Here is a 222-nt window from a genome sequence, read left to right as displayed (position 1 = left end):
GTCATACAGCGTGTAAATACCTGTTGTAAACTGGGTTTTGGTAGCTAAATTCATGTTTTTTAAAGTATCAATGAGGATTGTTCCGCCTCCAATATCAACTACTGTAATCTCTTCTTCGAGGTAGTGTTCTTTCTCTGGGTTAATTTCGCCTTGGTTGTTCAGCAATTCATTGTAAACAGTGCCAACACTTTGCGGGATTACCTGAACCTCTTTCACATCGAT

At 39.2% G+C, this 222-nt stretch carries 1 protein-coding gene; it reads right to left on the bottom strand.

The window, feature by feature from the left end:
* Window positions 1-222 (bottom strand): acetate and sugar kinases/Hsc70/actin family protein (locus J0695_RS46610; protein WP_206970220.1); only part of this gene is annotated, 222 nt, incomplete at both ends.

The organism is Streptomyces beijiangensis (assembly GCF_017315755.1).
GTDB classification, from domain to species: domain Bacteria; phylum Actinomycetota; class Actinomycetes; order Streptomycetales; family Streptomycetaceae; genus Streptomyces; species Streptomyces beijiangensis.
Note: the sequence above shows the minus strand (reverse complement) of the source record. Positions and strands in the feature narration are given on the sequence as shown.